General features: G+C 29.5%; 22 protein-coding genes and 1 riboswitch. Of the genes, 1 reads left to right on the forward strand and 21 read right to left on the reverse strand.

Translation table 11 applies throughout. From position 1 onward, the window contains the following. Nucleotides 1-80: 80 nt before the first annotated feature. From recG to CLTEP_RS01445, 3 genes are all read right to left on the reverse strand, one after another. Complete coding sequence (gene recG, locus CLTEP_RS01435; RefSeq protein WP_066821431.1) at nt 81-2,117, reverse strand: ATP-dependent DNA helicase RecG; 2,037 nt, start codon at nt 2,115-2,117, stop codon at nt 81-83. 164 nt (nt 2,118-2,281) lie between these two features. Continuing rightward, nucleotides 2,282-3,913 carry a DAK2 domain-containing protein gene (locus CLTEP_RS01440; protein WP_066821433.1) on the reverse strand — a complete coding sequence of 544 codons (1,632 nt, stop codon included), beginning with the start codon at nt 3,911-3,913 and terminating at the stop codon, nt 2,282-2,284. 13 nt (nt 3,914-3,926) lie between these two features. Next, nucleotides 3,927-4,277, reverse strand: coding sequence for an Asp23/Gls24 family envelope stress response protein (locus tag CLTEP_RS01445; RefSeq protein WP_066821435.1), 351 nt, complete (start codon nt 4,275-4,277; stop codon nt 3,927-3,929). 191 nt (nt 4,278-4,468) lie between these two features. Here CLTEP_RS01445 and rpmB point away from each other — a divergent pair, with 191 nt between their 5' ends. Then, nucleotides 4,469-4,660 (forward strand): 50S ribosomal protein L28, encoded by a 192-nt coding sequence (gene rpmB, locus CLTEP_RS01450; protein WP_066821437.1) that lies wholly within the window; start codon nt 4,469-4,471, stop codon nt 4,658-4,660. 120 nt (nt 4,661-4,780) lie between these two features. Here the strand turns inward: rpmB and CLTEP_RS15055 are convergent, their stop codons facing one another. The 18 genes from CLTEP_RS15055 to CLTEP_RS01540 form a co-directional block, all read right to left on the reverse strand. Continuing rightward, nucleotides 4,781-5,116, reverse strand: a complete 336-nt coding sequence (locus tag CLTEP_RS15055; protein ID WP_066821440.1) for a hypothetical protein — start codon at nt 5,114-5,116, stop codon at nt 4,781-4,783. Then, the gene (locus tag CLTEP_RS01460) at nt 5,113-5,748 is read right to left on the reverse strand and encodes a thiamine diphosphokinase (RefSeq protein ID WP_066821442.1); all 636 of its coding nucleotides are present in this window, start codon (nt 5,746-5,748) and stop codon (nt 5,113-5,115) included. Before CLTEP_RS01460 ends, CLTEP_RS15055 begins: the two co-directional genes overlap by 4 nt. Beyond that, a complete protein-coding gene (gene rpe / locus CLTEP_RS01465; protein WP_066821444.1) occupies nt 5,745-6,398 on the reverse strand; it encodes a ribulose-phosphate 3-epimerase in 654 nt (217 codons plus the stop codon). Before rpe ends, CLTEP_RS01460 begins: the two co-directional genes overlap by 4 nt. Next, a complete protein-coding gene (gene rsgA, locus CLTEP_RS01470; RefSeq protein WP_066821891.1) occupies nt 6,392-7,258 on the reverse strand; it encodes a ribosome small subunit-dependent GTPase A in 867 nt (288 codons plus the stop codon). The genes rpe and rsgA overlap by 7 nt, the downstream gene beginning before the upstream one ends. 88 nt (nt 7,259-7,346) lie before the next feature. Continuing rightward, nucleotides 7,347-9,203 carry a Stk1 family PASTA domain-containing Ser/Thr kinase gene (pknB, locus tag CLTEP_RS01475; protein WP_066821446.1) on the reverse strand — a complete coding sequence of 619 codons (1,857 nt, stop codon included), beginning with the start codon at nt 9,201-9,203 and terminating at the stop codon, nt 7,347-7,349. Next, nucleotides 9,178-9,921 (reverse strand): Stp1/IreP family PP2C-type Ser/Thr phosphatase, encoded by a 744-nt coding sequence (locus tag CLTEP_RS01480; RefSeq protein ID WP_066821449.1) that lies wholly within the window; start codon nt 9,919-9,921, stop codon nt 9,178-9,180. The genes pknB and CLTEP_RS01480 overlap by 26 nt, the downstream gene beginning before the upstream one ends. Nucleotides 9,922-9,933: 12 nt before the next feature. Continuing rightward, nucleotides 9,934-10,968, reverse strand: coding sequence for a dual-specificity RNA methyltransferase RlmN (gene rlmN, locus CLTEP_RS01485; RefSeq protein ID WP_066821452.1), 1,035 nt, complete (start codon nt 10,966-10,968; stop codon nt 9,934-9,936). An 8-nt stretch (nt 10,969-10,976) separates the two neighbouring features. Next, nucleotides 10,977-12,308, reverse strand: a complete 1,332-nt coding sequence (rsmB, locus tag CLTEP_RS01490; RefSeq protein WP_066821455.1) for a 16S rRNA (cytosine(967)-C(5))-methyltransferase RsmB — start codon at nt 12,306-12,308, stop codon at nt 10,977-10,979. A 32-nt stretch (nt 12,309-12,340) separates the two neighbouring features. Continuing rightward, nucleotides 12,341-13,273: a methionyl-tRNA formyltransferase gene (fmt, locus tag CLTEP_RS01495; RefSeq protein ID WP_066821458.1), complete on the reverse strand. Its 933-nt coding sequence runs from the start codon at nt 13,271-13,273 to the stop codon at nt 12,341-12,343. After that, entirely contained in the window at nt 13,266-13,721 is a 456-nt protein-coding gene (gene def, locus CLTEP_RS01500; RefSeq protein ID WP_066821469.1) for a peptide deformylase, read from the reverse strand. The genes fmt and def overlap by 8 nt, the downstream gene beginning before the upstream one ends. Before the next feature lie 55 nt (nt 13,722-13,776). After that, nucleotides 13,777-15,975, reverse strand: a complete 2,199-nt coding sequence (gene priA / locus CLTEP_RS01505; RefSeq protein WP_066821473.1) for a primosomal protein N' — start codon at nt 15,973-15,975, stop codon at nt 13,777-13,779. 38 nt (nt 15,976-16,013) lie between these two features. Then, on the reverse strand, nt 16,014-17,231 hold the full coding sequence (gene coaBC / locus CLTEP_RS01510; protein WP_242863845.1) for a bifunctional phosphopantothenoylcysteine decarboxylase/phosphopantothenate--cysteine ligase CoaBC: 1,218 nt from the start codon (nt 17,229-17,231) through the stop codon (nt 16,014-16,016). Beyond that, the gene (gene rpoZ / locus CLTEP_RS01515; RefSeq protein ID WP_066821476.1) at nt 17,212-17,433 is read right to left on the reverse strand and encodes a DNA-directed RNA polymerase subunit omega; all 222 of its coding nucleotides are present in this window, start codon (nt 17,431-17,433) and stop codon (nt 17,212-17,214) included. The genes coaBC and rpoZ overlap by 20 nt, the downstream gene beginning before the upstream one ends. After that, the gene (gene gmk, locus CLTEP_RS01520; RefSeq protein WP_201786576.1) at nt 17,426-18,040 is read right to left on the reverse strand and encodes a guanylate kinase; all 615 of its coding nucleotides are present in this window, start codon (nt 18,038-18,040) and stop codon (nt 17,426-17,428) included. Before gmk ends, rpoZ begins: the two co-directional genes overlap by 8 nt. Further along, nucleotides 18,040-18,312, reverse strand: coding sequence for an extracellular matrix/biofilm regulator RemA (gene remA, locus CLTEP_RS01525; protein WP_066821481.1), 273 nt, complete (start codon nt 18,310-18,312; stop codon nt 18,040-18,042). Before remA ends, gmk begins: the two co-directional genes overlap by 1 nt. A gap of 20 nt (nt 18,313-18,332) precedes the next feature. Beyond that, a complete protein-coding gene (locus CLTEP_RS01530; protein WP_066821484.1) occupies nt 18,333-19,211 on the reverse strand; it encodes a YicC/YloC family endoribonuclease in 879 nt (292 codons plus the stop codon). Nucleotides 19,212-19,382: 171 nt separating this feature from the next. Beyond that, the gene (locus CLTEP_RS01535) at nt 19,383-20,534 is read right to left on the reverse strand and encodes an aminotransferase class I/II-fold pyridoxal phosphate-dependent enzyme (RefSeq protein ID WP_066821487.1); all 1,152 of its coding nucleotides are present in this window, start codon (nt 20,532-20,534) and stop codon (nt 19,383-19,385) included. A 191-nt stretch (nt 20,535-20,725) separates the two neighbouring features. Then, nucleotides 20,726-22,099, reverse strand: a complete 1,374-nt coding sequence (locus CLTEP_RS01540; RefSeq protein ID WP_066821490.1) for an NCS2 family permease — start codon at nt 22,097-22,099, stop codon at nt 20,726-20,728. A 105-nt stretch (nt 22,100-22,204) separates the two neighbouring features. Continuing rightward, nucleotides 22,205-22,304: riboswitch (purine riboswitch) on the reverse strand. Between the last annotated feature and the right edge of the window lie 42 nt (nt 22,305-22,346).

Consider the following 22,346-nt stretch of genomic DNA (forward strand, 5'->3'; position numbering starts at 1 on the left):
TTAGATTATACAAAATGTTTTTCATTTTTTAAATTTGTAAATTGTAATTTTGCATAAACACATATTTTTAAATATTTACACTAATTGAAACAAATATACGTTGAGCTCTTATCTATCTTTTTTAATATATCTTCTTTTATTTTAACATATTCCTGTTCATCATTTAATAATAATTTTTTTGCTTCTTCATTTGCATACTTTAATAACTCAAAATCTTCAACAACATCTGCAAGAATTAATTCATCTTCACCATGCTGTTTTAAACCAAATAATTCTCCACTTCCCCTTATTTTTAAATCCTCTTCTGCTATAAAAAATCCATCAGAACTTTTCTTCATAGTTTCCATTCTTCTTTTGGTAATGTCACTTTTGATATCAGCAATTAAAATACAGTAAGATTTATACTTACCTCTCCCTACTCTCCCTCTTAATTGATGCAATTGTGCTAATCCGAATCTCTCTGCATTTTCGATAATCATTACAGAGGCATTAGGAACATTTATTCCAACTTCAATGACAGTTGTGGATATCAATACATCAATATCATGATTCTTAAATTTAAGCATTATATCTTCTTTTTCTTTTCCATTCATTTTGCCATGTAATACAGCAACATTTGAATCACTAAAATATTTATCTTTTAATTCATTATATAACTTATCAACAGATGTCAACACCATGTTCTCATTTTCTTCTATTAAGGGACAAACAATGTATATCTGTCTACCCTGTTTTATTTGTTCTAAAGCAAATTTATAAACTCTGTTTTTCTCAAACTTGCTTAAATAATATGTTTCAACTTTTTTTCTTCCTGGTGGCAACTCGTCAATTACTGAAACATCCAAATCACCGTATAAATAAAGTGTTAATGTTCTAGGGATTGGTGTTGCAGTCATTACTAATACATCTATGTTATTGCCTTTATTTAACAATACACATCTTTGATTTACCCCAAATCTATGTTGCTCATCAGTCACAACAAAACCCAATTTTTTAAATTCAACATCATACTCTAGTAATGAATGCGTACCAACAATTATATCTATTTCACCATTTTTTAATCTCTCTTTAATTAATTTCTTGTTCTTATTTGAAGTACTACCAACTAACAATTCTATACTTAAATCAAAATCTCTTAGAATATTGCACATTTCATTATAATGCTGACGAGCTAATATTTCAGTAGGAACCATCATAGCTACTTGATAACCATTCATAGCAACATTAAAAATACTAATAATAGCTACTATTGTTTTACCACATCCTACATCTCCTTGTAGAAGCCTATTCATAGGTTTGTTTGATTTTTCATCAATCAATATTTCCCTAATAACTCTACTTTGTGCATTGGTCAATGAAAAAGGTATTTTTTCTTTTAGTAACTTTAACTCTGGTGAAATCGAAAATGATATTCCTAGCTTGCTTTTGTTTATATAATGCCTAAGCATTAATATTTTCAAAGAATAAGTAAATAATTCTTGAAATTTTAATCTTCTCTTAGCTTCATTAAGCTTATTATAATCCATTGGAATATGTATGTTTATTAAAGCTTCTTTCAATGAACAAAACTTAAATTTGTTAATAATATACAATGGCATATTTTCCGTTATTTCTACACAATTTAGTACTTGAGAAATAATTCTACTCATAAAACTATTAGTTAATTTTCCTTTTAATGGATACTTTGCAATAATCTTATCTTTGCAATGTACATTTCCTTTAACTATTTTAGGGTTTATCAATACTATTTCACGCCCTAATTTTTGTATTTTACCGTAAATCATATATGAATTTCCCAGAACAAAATTTCTTTTAGCATAGGGCTGATTAAACCATATTCCTTTAAATGTACTTTTACTATCATTGAATATCACAGTAGACATTTTTTTCCTTGTTCTTGTAATAGAATCCTGTAATATTTTTTCTACAGTACATTTCAATATAACATTTTCATTTACTGTAGTTTCTTTAAAATACTTATTTGATTTAATGTACTCATAATCTCTAGGGAAATATAGCAATAAATCTAAAATAGTAAACACTCCACACTTATGCAATTCTGCACTCATTTTAGGACCAACGCCTTTTAAATATCTGACATCATCATATAAATTCACTATATTTCACTCCATATTCAATAATTATTAAAATAAAAAAGCCCTAAGGCTTTTATCAATTCTACAAGACTCCCACTTATAAAAGTGGGAGATTGAAGCTTTTTGCTTCAGGTGGAATAGAGCCCCCATCTGAAGTCCCGATGTTTTGCTTTAGCAAAACGAGTTTACTCTACTGAAACAATAAAATAATAAAGAGGTTGTTTACCTTCATAGTATTGAATATCTAAGTCAGAATACTTTTCCTCTAACTCTTTAACAAATTTCTCTACATCTTCACTTTTACAATCCTCTCCATAATACAGTGTTATAAGTTCACTATGTTCATTGACCATTTTTTCAATCATATCACTGCAAACATTGAAAACATCTTTTCCTATCTCCTGTATTTTACCTTCTATCAATCCTAATATGTCGCCTTGCTTAATAACTTTTCCATCGGTTTCAGTATCCTTAACTGCATAAGTTACAGCTCCAGTTGAAACCATACCAATAGCTTCATTCATATTTTTAATGTTTTCATCTAAGTCTGAATTAAAATCAAACACCGTTAATGCTGTAATTCCTTGTGGAATTGTCTTTGAAGGAATTACAACTACATTCTTATCTGCAAGTTCTGAAGCTTGTGATGCAGACATTATGATATTTTTATTATTAGGCAAAATGAAAATATTATCTGCATTCAATTTTTCAATGCTTTTCAAAATGTCCTGCGTACTTGGATTCATTGTCTGCCCACCTTCTATAACACAGTCAACTCCAAGGTCCTTAAAAATATCATCTAAACCTTTACCTCTAGACACTGAAACAAATGCATATTTCTTTCTTACATTCTCAACTACTTCCTCTTCTTGTTGTTTTGTTTCATCTTCAATATTTAATAAATTTCTGTGTTGCTCTCTCATATTATCTATCTTAATCTTTGAAAGTTCTCCTAATTTAAGTGCTTTTGATAATATCAGACCAGGATCATTAGTGTGAATATGTACCTTAACTATGTCTTCAAAAGCAACTACAACCATAGAATCACCATACTGCTCTAATTCTTTTTTAAAGCTTTCAATATCAGCATTATTCGCTAATATAAAGAATTCAGTGCAATATCCAAATTTGATATCACTTTGTATTATTTGCTTATTTTCAGATATATTTGGTTTTGCAATATCTTTTTTTATTTCTGTAATAACATTTCCTTGTAATGCCTCTAACATACCCTTTAATAAAATAAGTAATCCCATTCCTCCTGCATCTACTACCTTAGCTTTCTTCAATGCTGGTAACATATCAGGAGTTTTGTTTAATACAGCTTCGCAATGATTACATACTTCTTCTAATAATTTTACAATATCACTATTAGGATTATTTATAGCACTTTCACCAGCAGCTTTTATTATAGTCAATATAGTACCTTCGGTAGGTCTCATAACTGCCTTATATGCAAAATTTGCCCCCTCTTTCAAAGAAATTGCAAACTCTCTAGAATTGACTTCTTTTTTATTTTCCATACCTTTAGATATTCCTCTAAATATTTGGGACAAAATAACACCAGAATTCCCTCTAGCACCCATCAATGCTCCTCTTGCTAATTTCTTAGAAACTTCATCAATTGATTTTGTATTAATATTCTCTATTTCACAAACCGCAGTTTTAAATGTCATTGACATATTTGTACCAGTATCACCATCAGGCACCGGAAAAACATTTAAAGAATTAACAAATTCCTTTTGCTCTTCTAGTCTATTAGAAGCATTTACAACCATATTGTAAAAATGCTCACCATCTATCTTTAAATAATTCAATTTCAGTACCTCCTTAGACTCTTACACCCTGAACATTAACTGTTATTCGTGACACTTTTAGTCCAGTATAATTTTCAACAGTATATTTTACTCTTTTAATAATATTATTGGCTATAACAGATATTTTCGTTCCATATTGCACTATGATATATAGTTCTATGCTAAGAGCATTCTCTTTTGAATTAATCCTAACCCCTTTACTTAAATTTTCTCTCTTTAAAAGTTCCCACAGTCCATCTGTAGCAGTTCTAGATGCCATACCCACTACACCATAGCATTCCATTGTAGATAAACCTATGATATTTGCTAAAACATCTTCGGTATAAAAAATATTACCATTCTCAGTAACCAAATTACCTTTCATTACTATTCCTCCTTAATTACCACCATATGAATATTTTATATTATATACATAGATTATTCAAGAAAATTAATTTATTATAACTTTATTTACTATAAATTTTATATATTACTTGATAAAAATATACCTTTTATGTTAAAATAGATTTTGTTTCAATTCATTGTTTATTTTATGGTTAAGAGGAGGTGTTTTCTATGTCAAGAAAATGCGATATATGCGGTAAAGGCGTTGTATTTGGTGGTCAATACAGTCACTCTCACCGTAGATCAAATAGAAGTTGGGCTCCAAATATTAAAAAAGTTAAAGCAATTGTTAACGGAACACCTAAAACTATCAATGTATGTACTAGATGTTTACGTTCAGGAAAAGTTCAACGTGCAATTTAATTAATAAAAAAAATGCAGTCTTAACTGCATTTTTTTATTTTTGTTTCTTCATGAAAATTCTTATTATCCTAGATATGAATTTGGGAACTTTAATTGTAACAAACTTCATAAATTTACCCCCTAATGCTTCCTATCGATAATATTCCATCCTACAAATATAAGTAATCCTCCAATTGCCATTATCCATCCAATAACTGGAATAACAATAATTATAGCGATTATTGCTAAAATAATAAACCTATACTTTTTAATTTTACTCTTTTTCTTATATATAACACTTCTATATTTATTTTTTTTTGGACACTTATTTACCCTCCAAAAATACTCTACTACCATTATATGAACATATAATAATTTGGTTACAAAAAAACATGTAGATAAATTTTCTACATGCTTTGTAAACTCCCCTAGATAAGCAAGGGTGTTTTCTTGTGTTATTTCTATAAATATTATCAATCTTTACTGCAAAAAATCAATATGCTACCCGATTCAAATGTGATCTCAACTTCATTGCTTAAAAACTCATTAGAAATCGTAATAACATCACCAATATGCAAATCATAATTGGTTAATGGATACTTTGCTCCAGTAATTGATAAATTTTTAACTAAATCACAATAAGGCTGAATCGAAAAAATCTGCCCTTTTTTGCCCAAAATCTTACCAGAATTATTCATCAAACTAATAACATTGTTATTATCTTTTATTACAGCATTAATATTCATATTTGCTGCTTTATGTAATAAACATATATTTCCAAATACGTGATCGATTCTCGTTCCCGTACACCCTAAAAAACAGATTTCATCTACTCCCATCTCAGCTGCTTTAAACAATGCCAATTCTGAATCAGTATAATCCTTTTCTGTTGGATATCTCTCAATTTTACACGATGTGCTTTCCAAAAACTTTAATTTTCTTTCATCTATTGAATCAAAATCTCCAATCAAATAATCTGGAATAATTTCATAATCAAGTACACAATTAGCTCCTCCATCGGCACAAATCAACAAAGAACTTTCTATCAGTTCATTCTCTAAAATTTCCTTAGATGGCGGCATTCCTCCTGAAACTATGACAGCCTTCATATTAATGCTTCCCTTAATCTATTAATATTTTGTTCAACATCACCATTTTTAAACACAGCAGAACCCGCTACTACTACATTAGCTCCACAGTCAACAACATTCTTTATAATATTATCATTTATTCCCCCATCTACTTCAATCAATAGATTTGGATTATACTTGTCCGCTAATTGTTTAACATTTTTTATTTTATTTGAGCAATAATTTATATATTTTTGACCTCCAAATCCAGGATTAACAGTCATTATCAATACCATATCTATTTCACCAATAAGTTCTTCTATTACACATACAGGCGTACCTGGGTTAATAGCAATTGCAGCTTTTTTACCAAAACTTTTAATATAATTAATAGTCCTGTCTATATGTCTATCAGCCTCGTAATGAACCGTAATTATATCTGCACCCGCATCAACAAAATCTTCTATATATCTATCTGGCTTTTCAATCATTAAATGTACATCAAAAGGTAATTTTGTCATTTTTCTTATACTCTTAATCACTGGTATTCCCAAGGAAATATTTGGAACAAACATTCCATCCATTACATCAATATGAACAAAATCAGCACCGAATCTTTCAATTAATTCAATATCCTTTCCTAGTTGAGAAAAATCTGCTGACAATATTGATGGTGCAATCTTTACCATTTATTACTCCTCCTATTCTTAAGTTCCTCTAGTGTCTTAATATAAAAATCAAATCTTTCTTTACATATGTTATTTTCCATAACAGCCTGTTTTACACAACAGTCTGGTTCCTTATAGTGAATACAATTCGAAAACTTACACATACCAATATACGGTCTAAATTCAGGAAAACAATATTGAAGTTCTGTTTCATCAATAAAAGAAATATCCAACGATGAGAAACCTGGTGTATCTACTAAATACCCTTCAGAACATTTTATAAGTTCACTATGCCTTGTAGTGTGCTTTCCTCTCTTTAGTTTGCTACTTATATCACCTGTCTTCATAATTTGTTCACCAACTAGAGCATTTAATAATGTTGATTTACCCACTCCAGAAGGACCACAAAATACCGAAATATTGTTATCTACTTTATTTTTCAATCTCTCTATGCCTCGACCTGTCATAGCGTTAGTATAAATAATTTCATAGTCGATATTTTTAAAAGCATCAAATTTTAAAAAATCTCTTTCAGAAACCAAATCTATCTTATTAACACATAAAACAATATTTAAGTTGTTATATTCACATAATATAAGAAATTTATTAAGCAAATCCATATTTAACTTTGGATTTTTCAAAGTAATTACAACAAATGCTTGTGTTACATTTGCAACAACAGGTCTAATTAATTCATTCTTTCTTTCAAATATTTTTTCTATTACACCTTCATCATTATCTATAGATATTTCAACTTCATCACCAACAGTGGGTGTAAGGCCATTGTATCTAAATTTGCCTCTAGCTTTACACTTTACAATTGAATCGCCTATACTAACAAAATAAAGTCCACCTATTCCTTTAGTAATTATCCCTCTCATATTACCGTTATTCATTGATACTTATTAACGGTTTTTCAACTCCTTTCAAAATGTAATATATATTTTAATATATCTATATAATCAACGATTAGTCAATAGATAAATTAACTATATCTCCTAAATATATTTCACTTCCAGCTTCCTTATCTTGAGATACTACAATATCATTATCTTTTCCATAAACATTAATGTTAATTCCTTTCGAATTAGCTAATTCCTTTGCTTTTAAAACAGTCATACCCTCAAAATTTGGTACTTTTACCCTTTGTACCTCTTTACTGTCATAAACATAATAACTCACATCAATTTTACTACCCTCTTTAACTTCATCATTTTTTTCAATGCTTTGACTATATATTTTTCCATTGAGTTCTTTTTTATCAATTAATGTTTTAACCGAATTTCCTAAATTAAGCTTCTTCAGTTTTAAGAGTGTTTTCGCTTCATTCAAAGTTAATCCATTTAAATCAGGCACAGTAACAATTTTAACTTTAGGACCATTGCTTACCACGAGAACAATTTTATCATTTTTATTAACTTTCACTCCTGGCTCAGGTGTTTGTGTTATTATCCTTCCTTTTGAAATTACATCGCTGAACTCATACGAAATTTCAACTCTCAAATTATCATTTTTAATAATATTCTTAGCTGTAATATAATCATATTCTCTAAAATCTCTTACCAAAACCTTCTCAGGACCTTTGCTAACACAAACTGTAACATCAGAATGTACTTTTACTTTTGACCCTGAATTAGGAAAAGTTCTTAAAACTTTATCCTTAGGCTCATCACTTGTTTCACTTTCCCCTAATATAAAATTCAAACCAGAGTTTTCAATTTTTATCTTAGCTTCTTCTTTTCTCAATCCTACAACATCTGGTACTAGTACTTCTTTAATAGCATTCATTCTACTCATTATTTTTCCATAACCCCAACCTGATAATATACCTATTGCTAATAATGCTAAAACAGCAACAAAAATCCTAGATTTTGATTTATTATTTTTATTTTTATTTTTCTTAATACTCCTAGACCTTTTATTGGCATTTTTTTTATCATCTACTATGACTGGATCCATGATTTTAGTATTTCCATCATCAATATCTTTTGTAATTATATCATAGCTATTATTTCTTTTAATCATGTTAATATCATTAAGCAATTCACTTATAGATTGATATCTTTTTATTGGTTCCTTTTCAATACATTTTAAAATAAGGTTATTTAGATTACTTGGCACATTTGGATTAACTAATCTAGGTGGTATTACTGGTTCTTGAATATGTTTTAGTGCAACAGAAACAGGGCTTTCTGCATCAAATGGTACTCTACCAGTTACCATTTCATATATAACAATTCCTAATGAATAAATATCAGTTCTACAATCAACATAGCTTCCCTTAGCCTGTTCGGGTGAAAAATAATGTGCTGAACCCATAACTTTACAAGTGTTAGTTATTGTAGCCGAACCTGAAGCCTTTGCTATCCCAAAATCAGTTACCTTAATATTTTCTTCATCTGTAACTAAAATATTATGAGGCTTTACATCTCTATGAATAATATTATTTTTATGTGCACACTCTAAAGCTTTGGCAATTTGAATGCTATAGTCAATCACTTTTTCAATGGGCAATGGCCCATTTTCGTTAATTATTTCCTTTAAAGTTTTGCCCTCTACAAGTTCCATAACAATATAATTAATATTATTTTCATTACCAACATCATATATATTTACGATATTTGTACCTAATAGCCCAGCTGCTGAAGAAGCTTCCTTTTGAAACTTTTTAACAAAATCTTTATCATTTGCAAACTGCTTTTTTAATATTTTTATAGCAACAAATCTATCAAGTAAATGGCATTTAGCTTTGTATACTTCAGCCATTCCACCTTCTCCTATTTTTTCGATAATCTCATATCTACTCCCTAGTATAGTTCCTATCATATTTTCTCACTCCTTCAAAAACAATAACGGAAATATTATCGGAGCTGCCCTTATATTTGCTTAATTCAACCAGTTTTTTGCAGCTTTCTTCTTCATCATTATTGTAAACAATTTCTAGAATCTCACTCAATTTAACCTTATTAGTTAATCCATCTGTGCATAATATAAATCTTTCAACTTCACAAGGATTCAATATAAATATATCCACCTCAACTGAAGCATTAGTTCCAAGTGCTCTAGTAATAATATTTTTGTTAGGATGATTTTGTGCTTCTTCCTCCGTAATATCTCCACTATCAATAAGCTCTTGAACCAAAGAATGATCTCTTGTAATTTTAAAAATGTTATAACCCTCAATTGCAATACAGCTACTATCACCTACATTTGCAATCACAGCTTTATTATCTTTTATAAGACAAGTAGTGATAGTCGTACCCATACCTTTCAGAGCTTTATCCTTATTTGACAGATTATATATCTTTTTATTAGCTTCACTAATAGCATTCCTCATAAGTTCTTCTAAATCTTCAGTGTTTAAATTTGATCTAATGACCTCAATTGTCGTCTTAATTGCTATTTCACTTGCAATTTCTCCTGCATTATGTCCACCCATACCATCAGCAATAGCATAAAACCTTATTTCATTTTCTTCAAAGTATCCTGTAAAATCTTGGTTAATGCTTCTTCCGTTTCCAATATCCGATATCACACTTACCATTACTATCCCCCCTTACTTTAAAGAACCCTTCATATAACTTCTTCTAAGCTGACCACAAGCTGCATTAATATCAGAACCCATCTCTCTCCTTACAGTAGTTTCTATTCCATTATATTCTAAAATCTTTCTAAAATTATTAATACTTTCAGAAGTTGATCTTACAAATCCACTTTCAGTAACTTCATTTACAGGTATCAAATTCACATGACAAAGTAATCCTTTTAACAAATTACTTAATTCTTTAGCATGTTCATTTTTATCGTTAAGTCCATTTATAAGAGCATACTCAAATGTAATTCGTCTATTAGTTTTATTGATATAATATTTGCAAGCATCTATAATTTGATTAATAGAATATTTATTTGCTATTGGCATAGTCTTTTTTCTAATTAAATCGTTTGGGGCATGTAATGAAATAGCCAAAGTAATTTGAAGTTTTTCATCTGCCAATTTTATAATATTTGGCACAATACCACACGTTGAAAGCGTTATATGTCTTTGCCCTATATTTAAACCGTATTTTGAATTAACAATCTTTAAAAATTTCATTACATTATCATAATTATCCAATGGTTCACCAGTTCCCATTAAAACTACGTTAGATATTCTGTCCCCAATTTTATTTTGGGCTCTAAGTATTTCGCCAAGCATTTCTCCTGCTGTCAAATTTCTTATCATACCTCCAACAGTAGATGCACAAAACTTACACCCCATCCTGCATCCAATTTGAGTAGATATACATATTGAATTTCCGTATTTATACTTCATTACTACAGCTTCAATAAGGTTATTATCCTTCAGTGCAAGTAATAACTTTTGAGTACCATCAATATCGGATTTTATCTCTCTTATTATTTCAGGAATACCAATATAAAAATTCTCTGAAATATTTTTTATTGTCTTTTTTGATAAATTCGACATATTTTCAAAATTCCATTCATTCTTATAAATCCAATCAAATATTTGCTTTGCCCTAAATGAACTCTCTCCATTTTCTTTCATCCAAATTTGTAATTCCTCTAGAGTATAATCTAATATGTTTTCCATTAAAACACCTACTTCAATCTTTTGATTTTACAAATAAAAAATCCATCCATATATTCATTTGGCAGAATTGTAACATATCCTTCTTTTGAATACAATAAATTATCTCCTTTTCCAAAATACAAAGGCTCTATCTCAAAATTAGTATTATTATTAATAAACCATAATATGTTATTTTCATTTTCATCCTTATTTAATGTACAAGTTGAATATAAAATACTTCCTCCAACTTTGACATACCTCGAAGCATTCATCAGTATGTTTCTTTGAATTTTTACCAAAGCATTCAATTGATTATTAGATTTATTCCACTTTATTTCTGGTTTTTTTCTTATTATTCCTAACCCAGAACATGGTACATCTATCAACACTCTATCAGCACTATTTTTTAAACTTTCATTATATTTCTCAGCATCCATAATGCTACACTTTACATTATTGATGCCCAACCTAATTAAATTGCTCTGAATCAATTCTAATTTATTTTCATAAATATCAAATGCTTCAATACTTCCTTTATTGTTCATTATCTCAGCAATATGAGTAGTTTTCCCCCCAGGTGCACTGCATAAATCTAATACATTTAAATTTTCACATAAATCCATCGAATCTGCAACAAGCATTGCGCTTTCATCTTGAACAGTGAAATATCCTTCATCAAATAAAGTATTTTTTAAAATACTTTGCCCTCTTATAATCATAATTGCATCAGGACAAATAATACCTTCTTTAACAACATATCCATTTCGCTGAAGTGCTTCAAAAACCTCATCATAACTTGCCTTTAAAGAATTAACTCTAACAGTTACACAAGGTCTCTCATTTAAACCCTTAAGTATTTTTTTTGTTAGAGCTTCACCATATTGCTTTGTAAACAATTTAACTAACCATTTTGGAAAAGAAAACTCTGAACACATTGCATCAATGGAACTAAATCTATTAAAACTATGTTTATCAGGCTTTCTAATATAATTTCTCAAAACAGCATTTACAAGTTTTGAAGCTCCTTTAGATTTATATTTCTTAGCAAGTTCTACAGCTTCATCAACTACTGCAAAATTAGGTACTTTATCAAGATACTTTATTTGATAAATTGAAATTCTTAAAATATTTAATATTGAACTATCTAAACTACTTAATCCTTCGACTAAAAAGGAATCTATAATCTTATCGATAGTATATTTATACTTGATTGTACCATATACTATTTCTGTTGTTAATGCTCTATCCTGTGCATTTAATTTTGAACTATTAAGCATTTTATCTAGCGTTATATTTGAATATGACTTTCTATCAAAAACATTAATGAGAACATCCACTGCAACTTTTCTACTATTTTCCATTATTTTTACCTCGACTCGTTTTTTAGTATATATTATACCAGTATTGTACCATTCTTTAATGAATTACCCTTAATAAATTCTTTTACTTTTAAAGGTTTTTTACCTGGAAACTGAATTGTATCAATTAAAATGCTATTCTCCTTACATGCAACTTTTATTCCCTCATTTGAAATATCACATATTGTTCCAGGTTCTTTATTTGTTTTTTCATATATTACTTTTGAACTAAACACTTTCATAATTCTGTCTTCATAATGTGTATATGCTACCGGCCATGGATTCATTCCTCTAATAAAATTATGTACTTTCTCGGCAGAGGAATTCCAATTTATTTTAGCCATATCCTTATTTAACATAGAAGCATAAAAGTCACACTCTTTAGGTTGTTTTTTAGGATGAATTTGCCCTGACATAAACTTATTAATAGTCTCTACTAATAATACTGCCCCCTCTTTCATTAAAATATTATGTAATTCTTCGGCAGTCATACTATGTGTTATTTCAACTTCCTGCTTAAGTAAAATATCCCCAGTATCCAATCCTTCATCCATAAGCATAGTTGTATTACCACTAATTTTCTCTCCATTTATTATCGCCCAATTTATAGGTGCAGCTCCCCTATACTTAGGTAGAAGAGAAGCATGTAAATTAATACATCCATACTTGGGTATATCTAATACTTCCTTCGATAAAATCTGACCAAAAGCAACAACAACAATAAAATCCGGAGCAATTTTTTTTAGTTTTTCTATAGTTTCAGAATCATTTTTGAGTTTAGCTGGTTGAAATATTTCTACATTTTTATTTAATGCAGCTTCCTTAACTGGTGAAAAAGCTAATTTTTTACCCCTTCCTTTTGGTCTATCTGGTTGTGTTACAACAGCTTTTACATCATATTCCTTAACAAGTGCCTCAAATGATGGCACAGCAAAATCAGGAGTACCCATGAATATAATCTTAATCATTTTCACCACTCTCCACTATTTTATCTATAAACAAAATTCCATCTAAATGATCAATTTCATGACAAAATGCCCTTGCAAGAAGTTCTTCACCTTCATAAATCACTTCTTCTCCTTTTTCATTTAAAGCTCTTACCTTAACCCATTCTGGTCTTTCAACTTCTCCCTGTTTTCCCGGTATACTCAAACATCCTTCTACATCGATATAACTTCCCCTTTGATCTATTATCTCTGGATTAATAATTGTAATAGGCCCTTCTCCAACATCTATAACAGCTATTCTTTTAAGTATTCCTACTTGTGGTGCTGCAAGTCCTACTCCATCTTCTTTATACATAGTTTCTTTCATATCTTCTATTAAAGTCAAAACTCTTTCATTTATATTTTCAACTTTTCTACACTTCTTTCTCAATATTTCATCATCATAAATTCTTATCTTTCTTAATGCCATACATAATCATTCCTTTCTTTTAAAATCAATATTAAAATTTTATTCACTAATGTCCCTAAATAAGGCTATTAGGATTAATGTCAATACTTACTTTCACACCTGTACTTTGAGGTACATTATTGTACACTATGGTCTTTATTTCATCCATTATTTTATAATTCAAATTACCCTTTATTATAATCTGCCACCTATAATTGTTTTTGATTTTATTAATAGAACATGCACTAGGTCCTAACATATTAATTTTATCATATGTCACTATTTTATTTCTAATAATATTTCCTATGTTATTAGTATTATCAATTAATTGTTTTTCATTTTTAGATGATAAATTAATTAACATAATCTTTGAAAATGGAGGATATTGCATAATATATCTCAAATTAATTTCTTCTTTGTAAAATCTCTCATAATCATTGCTAGAAGCACATACTATGCTAAAATTATCTGGGTCATATGTTTGAACAATTACCTTACCCTTCTTTTTTCCTCTACCTGCTCTTCCTGATACTTGCGTTATAATCTGAAACGTTTTCTCTTGAGCTCTATAATCTGGTAAATTGAGAGACATATCTGCTGCAATAACACCTACTAGTGTAACATTTTGAAAATCTAGTCCCTTTGCAACCATTTGTGTACCTATAAGAATATCAGCTTCACCATTTTTAAACGATTTATATATATTTTCATGAGAATTTTTTTTCCTTGTAGTATCAAAGTCCATTCTCAATGTTCTTGCATTAGGAAATTTCTTTAAAACTTCCTCTTCAACCTTTTCAGTACCAAGTCCAAAGTACTTAACATATTTACTGCCACACTTAGGACAAACATTTTGAACTCTAAATTTTTTTCCACAATAATGACAGCTTAAATAATTGCCACTGTTATGGTATGTTAATGATATATCACAATTATCGCACTTAAACACATAGCCACATTTTCTGCAAGAAACAAAGCTAGAAAATCCTCTCCTGTTTAAGAATAATATTACCTGTTCCTTCTTTGAAAGTGCCCCATTTATCTCTTCATAAAGTTTTCTACTAAATATTGATTTATTATTATTTAAAAGTTCATCACGCATATCAACTATTTCAACTTTTGGCATTGGCAAACTATCGACTCTATTTTTAATTGAAATTAATCTAATATTTTTGTTCATAGATGCATAATATGTTTCAACTGATGGCGTAGCTGAACCCAATACTACCCTACAATCATAAAACTTTGATTTAAAAAAAGCAATTTCTTTTGCATTATATTTAGGATTACTATCTGATTTATAACTATTTTCATGTTCTTCATCAATAACAATAAGTCCCAAATTATCAAAAGGTAAAAATATAGCCGATCTAGCTCCAATTGCAACATTTACTTCACCATTTTTTATTCTCATCCATTCATCAAATCGTTCACCATCAGAAAGTCTACTATGAAAAACTGTTATATTGGTACCAAATCTTCCTTTAAATCTTTCAACCATTTGAGGAGTAAGTGAAATTTCTGGAACAAGTATAATTGATTGTTTACCCTGTTTGAGCATATAATCTACTAGATGCATATATATTTCAGTTTTTCCACTTCCGGTTACTCCATGTATTAAGAACATTTTTTCATTCGAATTTTTAATGACATCAACAGCATATTTCTGTTCAGTAGTCAAATTTTTTTTACCATAATTTTTATATATTTTTTTGTCCAACCTACTAACAGAAACTTCTTTTAATTTTAGAAAGTCATGCTTAATCAAAGTATTTATCGAAGATATAGACACATCAAATTTATTTGCAAATTCAGTTTTACTAAATATACCTTCATTTTCCTTTACAATATCAATTATTTTTATATAATATTCTTTAATATACTTTCCACTTAACTCCTTATTAAAAACAAGTGTTTTTTTTATCTTGAAAGTATTTCCCTTTATTAATCCTCTTGGAATAAACACTTTTATAGCATCTATGTACGTGCACAAATACCTTCTTCTCATGAATTTAACTATTTCTATATCATTTTTAGTTAACACAGGAAACGAATCGCATACTTTATTAATGTCTTTCAAATTTTCAATTTTATCACTTTGATCAGATATTTCTATAACAAATCCTTCAATTAATCTGTTGCTATTGCCAAATGGCACTTTAACTCTGTACCCTACAGAAACATAATTTATTAATTTTTCTGGTACTTTATATGTAAAAATCCTATCAAGTTGCCTTGAAGAATTATTTACTACAATACCGGCATATAAGCTCATTTCATCACCTTCTGAACTTTACATAACAAAAAAGCGCATTAGCGCTTTAATTTATTTATTAGATTAAACAATTCGTGTGCTACTTCCTTCTTTGTCATCTTATCTAATGAAAACTTATCATTGCGTGTCAATATAGTTACCCTGTTAAAATCAGATTTAAAGCCTGTATCATTACATGAAATATCATTTGCTACAATCATATCTAAATTCTTTTTATTTAATTTAGCTTCAGCATTCTTTAACAAATTTTCACTTTCTGCAGCAAATCCTACAAGAATTTGATTTTTCTTTTTCTTTCCAAGTTCATATAATATATCATTATCTTTTTCCAATTCAAGAGTAAATTCTTTATCTGTCTTTTTTATCTTCTCTTTTGCATATTTTTTAGGCTTATAATCAGCAACAGCAGCACACTTTACAACTATATCCATATTATCATAAATTTTCAATACAGAACACAACATATCTCCATTTGTTTCCACTTTAAGAAATTTGACACCAAAGGGAATTTCTAAATCACAAGGTCCTGAAATCAATGTAACATCAGCCCCCCTATCACGTGCTTCCTCAGCAATTGCATACCCCATTTTACCAGATGATCTATTAGAAATATATCTTACAGGATCAATAGGAGCAATAGTAGGTCCTGCTGTTACCAAAACTTTTTTACCAACTAAATCTTTACATGTATGTAGTTTGCTAATTACAATATCTGCTATCAATTTTGTATCAGCTAATTTTCCAGTTCCATTATCTCCACATGCTAACCTTCCACTATTAGGTTCAATAAAATCATATCCATATCCTTTTAATTTACTTATATTATCTTGAACAATTTTATTAGCATACATATTTGTGTTCATTGCAGGTGCAAAAACAACAGGAGCTTTTGTTGCCATAACAGTAGTTGAAAGCATATCATCAGCAATTCCATTTGCGACTTTCCCGATAATATTCGCTGTTGCTGGTGCAATCAAAAGCAAATCTGCCTTTTTTGCAAGTGATATATGTTGTATTTCCCACGATTTTGGTTCAGCAAACATATCACTAATAACTATATTTTGGCTCAATGATTGAAAACTTAATGGTGTAACAAATTCACATGAAGAATTACTCATAATGACATGTACATCGATATCATATTTTTTTAATCTACTTACAATATCGAGCGCTTTATATGCAGCAATTCCTCCAGTTACACCTAAAACAACTGTTTTCTTTTGGTGACTCATAGTACTAGATACCTTCTTTCTCATCCTCAAGATATAGTGCATCCATGTTTATCTCATTAATAGCAATAGTAAGAGGTTTATTTGAAGGTGCATGAGCAAATGTATCACTACCTCCTATTATTTGCCTTGCTCTTTTTGATGATGCAATAATAAGAGAATACCTATTATCAACCTTTTTAAGTAAATCAACAATTGATGGATTAATCATAGCATCTGAATTAATCATTTATTTTTGCCTCCTTATTAAGATAATTATTTTTCACTCTATGTACACGGCATTTTTCAGCCATAATAATACTTTCAATTTTTTGAACAGCTGTTTCAACTTCATCATTGATTACTGCATAATTGTACTTACCCATATAATTAAGTTCACTATATGCAGAGTTAAACCTAGTATTTAATGATTCTTCCGTTTCTGAACCTCTGTTAATAATTCTCTTTTTAAGTTCTTCCATAGATGGTGGAAGTATAAAAATATATACCCCTTCTTTCCAAACTTCTTTCACTTGTAATGCACCCTGAATATCTATTTCAAGAATAACATCTATTCCTGCATCAAGTTTTTCTTCTATATTTTTCTTAGGAGTACCATAATAGTTATTATATACTTGAGCATACTCTAAAAATTCATTATTTTTAATTTTATCAGCAAACTCTTCTTTGGACAAAAAATAATAATTTTCACCATCAACTTCACCTTCTCTAGGAGAACGAGTTGTAGCCGATATCGAAAGCCAACATTTCCCTTTTCTTATTAATTCTTTACATATAGTTCCTTTCCCTGCACCCGATGGCCCAGAAATGACTATTAACAATCCTCTTTCCATAATTAAACATCCACCTCTTCAGAAGTATCTATATCTTTATTTGATAATCTATGTGCAACTGTTTCCGGCTGAACAGCAGATAAAATTATATGATCACTGTCAGTTATTATTACAGCCCTAGTCCTCCTACCATATGTAGCATCGATAAGCATTCCTCTATCTCTAGCTTCTTGAATTATTCTTTTAATAGGGGCAGACTCAGGACTAACAATTGCTACAAGCCTATTTGCTGATATAATATTTCCAAATCCAATATTGATTAATTTAATACCCATATTATTCCTCCTAAATTTACCTACTCTATATTTTGAGTTTGTTCTCTTATTTTCTCAATTTCACTTTTAACATTTAAAATTGCATTTACTATTTCTAAATCATTAGCTTTTGAAGCAATAGTATTAGTTTCCCTATTCATCTCTTGAACAATAAAATCAAGCTTTCTTCCAACAGGCTCACTTAAATTTAGAGTCTCTCTAAGTTGAACAATGTGGCTATTTAGTCTAACAATCTCCTCATCTATGCTTGCTTTGTCTGCAAAAATAGCAATTTCCATAGCTATTCTGCTCTCATCATATTGTGATTCATTAAGAATTTTCTTTAGTCTTGCATTAAGTTTATCACTGTACTGCTCTACAACCTTAGGTGCTCTTTTTTCAATGTTATCAATCAATAGCTTAATATTTTCACACTTTTGAGATATGTCCTTACATAATTTTTCGCCTTCACACTTTCTCATGGAAATCATGAGTTCAAGAGCACCCTCAAGTGGCTTCTTAAGTATAGACCATACTTTTTCATAGTCTTCTTCCTTCTGTTGAATAGAAATCACTTCTGGAAAACGTGCTATACTGCTGACAGAAATATCATCTCTAACACCATATCTATCCCTTATTTTTAATAAGCAATCATAATAACTGTCTGCTAACACTTCATTCAAGCATGCCTCAACATCTTCTCTATCAAATCTTTTTTGAGTAATGTATATATCAACCTTCCCTCTACTGATTCTTTGACTAACAAGCTTTCTAATTTTATCTTCCAATGATATCAATGTTCTTGGCATCTTAACATTGATATCTAAATATCTATGATTAACACTTTTAACTTCAACCACAAAACACTGCCCATCTTCCATTATACTATCCCGTCCAAACCCTGTCATACTATATATCATAATAATGCACCGTTATTTAGTATTTATATATAGCTTAATAACGGTTTTCAACTCCTTTCTTTAAGAACTCTCCCTTACATACTAACCTTTCACACAAAATCGCCACAAAACTAATATAAAACATATTATTTATTATACATATAATTTATCCATAATTGCAACCCAAAATTATCAATTATAATAACCTATCTGGGAAAGCATGTTGCAAATATATTCTCGTGTGTTTGTTAGTGCAATTCTAAAATTATTATAGCACATATTTCCAAATATGTGACCTGGAGTTATTATAATTCCATAATCTTTTAATAATTCTCCACAGAATTCACTTGTAGTATAGTTTTTAGGAGTAGTACACCAAATGTAAAATGTACCTTCGCCTCTAAAATATTTAATATTATGTTTATCCAAAATATCACATGTAGCTTCTTTTCTTTCATAATAAATCTTTCTCATAGTATTTATATACATTCTATCTAATTTTAAAGCATTTATTGCAGCTTTCTGAATAGGTATAAATTGTCCCGAATCAACATTGCTTTTAATCTTTAATAAAGACTTTATCACTTTTGAATTACCAACAGCATATCCAATTCTAAATCCTGTCATGTTATAAGTTTTTGACATACTTCCAAATTCTATACAATTCATTTTATTATCAAATTGAAGTAAACTTGTTGGCCTTTTATTGGGTGGAATTATTTCATTATAAGCTGCATCATTACACAATACTATATCATACTTCTCGCAAAATGATATTATATCTTTATAAAACATTTCATCAGCTACCGCACCAGTAGGATTATTAGGATAATTTATAAAAAATAACTTCGCTTTTCTAGCAATAGCTAAAGGAATTTCTTCAAGTATAGGCATATAGTTATTCTTCATTTTTAATAATACATTATATGTCTTGCACCCCCACAATTTACCACTCGTTCTATAAACTGGATAAGAGGGATGTGGTGTAATAACAATATCTCCAATATCACAAACAGCAGGAATAATATTGTTAATACCTTCCTTAGAACCTATTAAAATAATTACTTGCTCTAAATTTAAGTTAACAGAAAAAACTTCTCTATAATATTTAATAACCTCTAACTTTAATTCCTTTAATCCATCATAAGGTGGATATTTGTTAAATTCCTCTCCATCCAACCCATCAATAAGTCCTCGTATTATGGATGGATGTATAGGCAAATCCGGATCTCCTATGCTTAAATCAATTATTTCCTTACCATCCGATTTAGCCTTTTCTTTAATAGATTCTAAATCTTTAAAATGGTACTCCTCAATAGAATTTAATCTATTATTTATTTTCATATTATCACTCCACTAAAATTGATTATAATATTTTATTCAATTAAAAGTAAGTTTGTTACAACTTTAGTCGCTCTTACAAACCAAAACTATAAATAGTTGAGCAATAATATATTTTTAAAATCATCGTCTAAAAATGGATAGACTTCATAAGAAGACTATCCATCATAGCAAATAAACATTTTATATATAATTTAGATAACTCCCTTTGCATGTAAACCAGTTAAAACAAGCTTTATAATGAATATTATAGTTAGAACATAAATCACAGGTGAAACCTTTTTCTTCTTGCTTACATCTTTTTCTAATAAATTAGAAACAAAATTAATAACTCCATATGATAAAATACCTATTGTTAACCCATCACCAATACTATATGTCAAAGGCATTAATGCAATTGTCAAGAATGCTGGTATACCTTCAGTGAAATCATCAAAATTGACTTTAACAATATTACCCATCATAAAGAAACCAACCATTATTAAAGCTGGTGCAGTTGCACAACTTGGAATCACCATAAAAATTGGTGATAAAAACATGGCTGCTAAAAACAAAATTCCTGTAACAACCGATGCTAGTCCAGTTCTAGCCCCTTCCGCAACACCTGCTGAACTTTCTACATAAGTAGTTACTGTAGATGTTCCTAAAAGTGCTCCTACTGTAGTACCAATAGAATCAACCAATAATGCTTTTCCACCATTCCTTACTTTACCTTCACTATCTAGCATATCTGCCTTTGAAGCAACCCCTACTAATGTACCAACCGTATCGAAAAAATCAACAAATAAAAATGTTATAACTATTCCCAATATCGAAACAAGTTTTGCTGGTTCCTTAAAATAGGTTAAATCAATTTTAAATGCAATAGGTTTAATAGACTGGAAATCAAATATATTACCACTTGGTCTAAAAATCTTAAACCCTGCAGCCACATCCGGAGATATAGTAGCATAAACCCATGCAATAATCGTACTAACAACCATACCAACCAATATAGCACCTTTTATATTCTTTTTATATAAAACAACCATTACTAATATACCAATAAGTGCTATTATAACAGTAGGATCAGAAAAATTCCCCATCTTAATTTTGGTTATTTTATCAAAAACTACTATACCTGCATTTACAAATCCGATAAATGCAATAAACAATCCTATACCTGCTGTAACAGCAATTTTCAAAGTATTTGGAATGCTATTGGCAACAGCTTCTCTAACTTTTGTTACTGATAAAATTATAAAAATAAGACCTTCAACAAAAACTGCTGTAAGAGCTACTTGCCATGGTATTCCCCTTCCACAAACGCTATATGCAAAGAAAGCATTAAGCCCCATACCTGAAGCAAGTGCAAATGGCAAATTAGCATAAAGCCCCATCAAAATAGTTGTAAACCCGGCTGTTAAACAAGTTGTAGTTATTACAGCCCCTTTTGGCATTCCTGCTTCACCAAGAATAATTGAATTTACTGCAATAATATACGCCATCGTAAGAAATGTCGTTATACCCCCAATTACTTCTCTCTTAACAGTAGTGCCGTTTTCTCTTAACTTGAAAAAATTTTCCATATGTATCCCTCCTGCAAAATATAAAAATTAAGACGCTAAGAAAATGAGATTCTTAGCGTCTTAATACACCAAATAAATAGCAACAAAGTGCTATTATATGGCATAAAATACATTAAGAATACTCATAGTCGAATATTTAAGGTATTCGGTAGAAACTGCTGAACCATATTATCAGCATTATATAAGCATCCAATCCTATTAAATTTACAACTCTATGATAGCAGAGGATATACTATATGTCAATGAA

Origin of the sequence: Clostridium tepidiprofundi DSM 19306 (genome assembly GCF_001594005.1) — a bacterium.
GTDB classification, from domain to species: Bacteria; Bacillota; Clostridia; order Clostridiales; family Clostridiaceae; genus Clostridium_AC; species Clostridium_AC tepidiprofundi.

What these genes read in the sequence shown, in the direction of transcription:
- CLTEP_RS01445 (WP_066821435.1), bottom strand. Translation starts at nt 4,277, where the DNA reads ATGAAAGGTAATTTGGTTACTGAGAATGGTAATATTTTTTATACCGAA.
- rpmB (WP_066821437.1), top strand. Translation starts at nt 4,469, where the DNA reads ATGTCAAGAAAATGCGATATATGCGGTAAAGGCGTTGTATTTGGTGGT.
- CLTEP_RS01460 (WP_066821442.1), bottom strand. Translation starts at nt 5,748, where the DNA reads ATGAAGGCTGTCATAGTTTCAGGAGGAATGCCGCCATCTAAGGAAATT.
- rpe (WP_066821444.1), bottom strand. Translation starts at nt 6,398, where the DNA reads ATGGTAAAGATTGCACCATCAATATTGTCAGCAGATTTTTCTCAACTA.
- rsgA (WP_066821891.1), bottom strand. Translation starts at nt 7,258, where the DNA reads ATGAGAGGGATAATTACTAAAGGAATAGGTGGACTTTATTTTGTTAGT.
- pknB (WP_066821446.1), bottom strand. Translation starts at nt 9,203, where the DNA reads ATGATAGGAACTATACTAGGGAGTAGATATGAGATTATCGAAAAAATA.
- CLTEP_RS01480 (WP_066821449.1), bottom strand. Translation starts at nt 9,921, where the DNA reads ATGGTAAGTGTGATATCGGATATTGGAAACGGAAGAAGCATTAACCAA.
- rlmN (WP_066821452.1), bottom strand. Translation starts at nt 10,968, where the DNA reads ATGGAAAACATATTAGATTATACTCTAGAGGAATTACAAATTTGGATG.
- rsmB (WP_066821455.1), bottom strand. Translation starts at nt 12,308, where the DNA reads ATGGAAAATAGTAGAAAAGTTGCAGTGGATGTTCTCATTAATGTTTTT.
- fmt (WP_066821458.1), bottom strand. Translation starts at nt 13,273, where the DNA reads ATGATTAAGATTATATTCATGGGTACTCCTGATTTTGCTGTGCCATCA.
- def (WP_066821469.1), bottom strand. Translation starts at nt 13,721, where the DNA reads ATGGCATTAAGAAAGATAAGAATTTATGATGATGAAATATTGAGAAAG.
- priA (WP_066821473.1), bottom strand. Translation starts at nt 15,975, where the DNA reads ATGAGCTTATATGCCGGTATTGTAGTAAATAATTCTTCAAGGCAACTT.
- coaBC (WP_242863845.1), bottom strand. Translation starts at nt 17,231, where the DNA reads ATGAGAAAGAAGGTATCTAGTACTATGAGTCACCAAAAGAAAACAGTT.
- rpoZ (WP_066821476.1), bottom strand. Translation starts at nt 17,433, where the DNA reads ATGATTAATTCAGATGCTATGATTAATCCATCAATTGTTGATTTACTT.
- remA (WP_066821481.1), bottom strand. Translation starts at nt 18,312, where the DNA reads ATGGGTATTAAATTAATCAATATTGGATTTGGAAATATTATATCAGCA.
- CLTEP_RS01530 (WP_066821484.1), bottom strand. Translation starts at nt 19,211, where the DNA reads ATGATATATAGTATGACAGGGTTTGGACGGGATAGTATAATGGAAGAT.
- CLTEP_RS01535 (WP_066821487.1), bottom strand. Translation starts at nt 20,534, where the DNA reads ATGAAAATAAATAATAGATTAAATTCTATTGAGGAGTACCATTTTAAA.
- CLTEP_RS01540 (WP_066821490.1), bottom strand. Translation starts at nt 22,099, where the DNA reads ATGGAAAATTTTTTCAAGTTAAGAGAAAACGGCACTACTGTTAAGAGA.